Source organism: Methylibium sp. T29 (assembly GCF_000576205.1).
GTDB classification, from domain to species: Bacteria; Pseudomonadota; Gammaproteobacteria; order Burkholderiales; family Burkholderiaceae_C; genus Methylibium; species Methylibium petroleiphilum.
This window is the reverse complement of the sequence record NZ_AZND01000493.1, coordinates 1-1,323: the sequence shown is the minus strand read 5'-3', so window position 1 is coordinate 1,323 and position 1,323 is coordinate 1. Positions and strand designations below refer to the sequence as shown.

1 protein-coding gene is annotated in these 1,323 nt (G+C 73.5%); it reads left to right on the top strand.

Translation table 11 applies throughout. The features are described from left to right. Positions 1 to 1,131 (top strand): thiamine pyrophosphate-dependent enzyme (locus tag x551_RS22310; protein WP_036251702.1); only part of this gene is annotated, 1,131 nt, incomplete at its 5' end. Positions 1,132 to 1,323: the final 192 nt, after the last annotated feature.

Below are 1,323 nucleotides of genomic sequence, written 5' to 3'. Positions count from 1 at the left end.
GGCCAGGCCTGGCCCGCGCCCGGCGCGCTGCGCGAGGTGCGCACCCGGCTACTCGCCGCGCAACGGCCCGTGTTGATCGCCGGCGGCAGCGGCTGGGACGCCGGCGCGGTGCAGGCACTGCAGCGCTTCGCCGAGAACTGGCAGCTGCCCGTGGCGTGTGCCTTCCGCTTCCAGGACCTGTTCGACAACCACCACCCGCTCTACGCCGGCGACGTGGGCATCGGCGTGAACCCGAAGCTCGCCGCGCGGGTGCGCGATGCCGATCTGGTGCTGGCCCTCGGCCCGCGGCTGGGCGAGATGACCACCGGCGGCTATGCACTGCTGGCCGCGCCGCGTCCGCGGCAGACGCTGATCCACGTTCACGCCGGCGCGGAGGAACTGGGCAGCGTCTACGCCGCCGACCTGCTGCTGCAGTCTTCGATGGCGAACGCGGCGCGCGCGCTGGAAACGCTGGCGGCACCGGCTGCCGTGCCATGGTCGGCCTGGGCCGCCGCAGCGCAGGCCGACTACCAGGCCAACCTCCTGCCGCTGCCGGTGGCGCCGCTCGACCTGGCCGAGGTCGTGAAGACCGTGCAGCGGCTCGCGCCGGCCGATACCGTCGTCACCAACGGTGCCGGCAACTTCAGCGGCTGGCTGCACCGCTACTGGCGCTACCGTGGCCTCGGCAGCCAGCTCTCGCCGACCTCGGGGGCCATGGGCTACGGCATCCCGGCTGCCGTCGCAGCCAGCCTGCTGCTGCCGGGCCGCTGCGTCGTTGCCTTCACCGGCGACGGCGACGGGCTGATGACGGTGCAGGAACTCGCCACGGCACGGGCGCACGGGGCCCGGCCCATCGTGGTGCTGGTCGACAACGCGAGCTACGGCACGATCCGCATGCACCAGGAACGCGAGTTCCCGGGCCGCGTCAGCGGCAGCGATCTGGTGAATCCCGACTTCGTGGGGCTGGCGCGGGCCTTCGGCTGGGCGGCCGAGCGCATCGAGCGCACCGAAGGCTTCGCACCAGCCTTCGGCGCCGCGCTGGCGCGCGACGAACCGACCTTGCTGCACCTGATACTCGACACCGAGGTCAGCACCACGCGCAGCACGCTGAGCGCGATCCGCGCCACCGCACTGCAGCGGCGTCACCCCTGAATCCCGAGGAGCTCTGCCATGCACCCCCTGCGATCGACCCTTGCCGTGATGGCGTGCCTCAGTCTCGGCGCCTGCGTGGTGCCCATTCCCGTTCCGACGCCGGCGCCTTCCCAGCCTTCGCCGCCCGCGTCCGCCCCGGCACCGGTCCCCGCGCCCACCCCGCCGAACGTGGCTGCAGCGCCCGACCGGCCG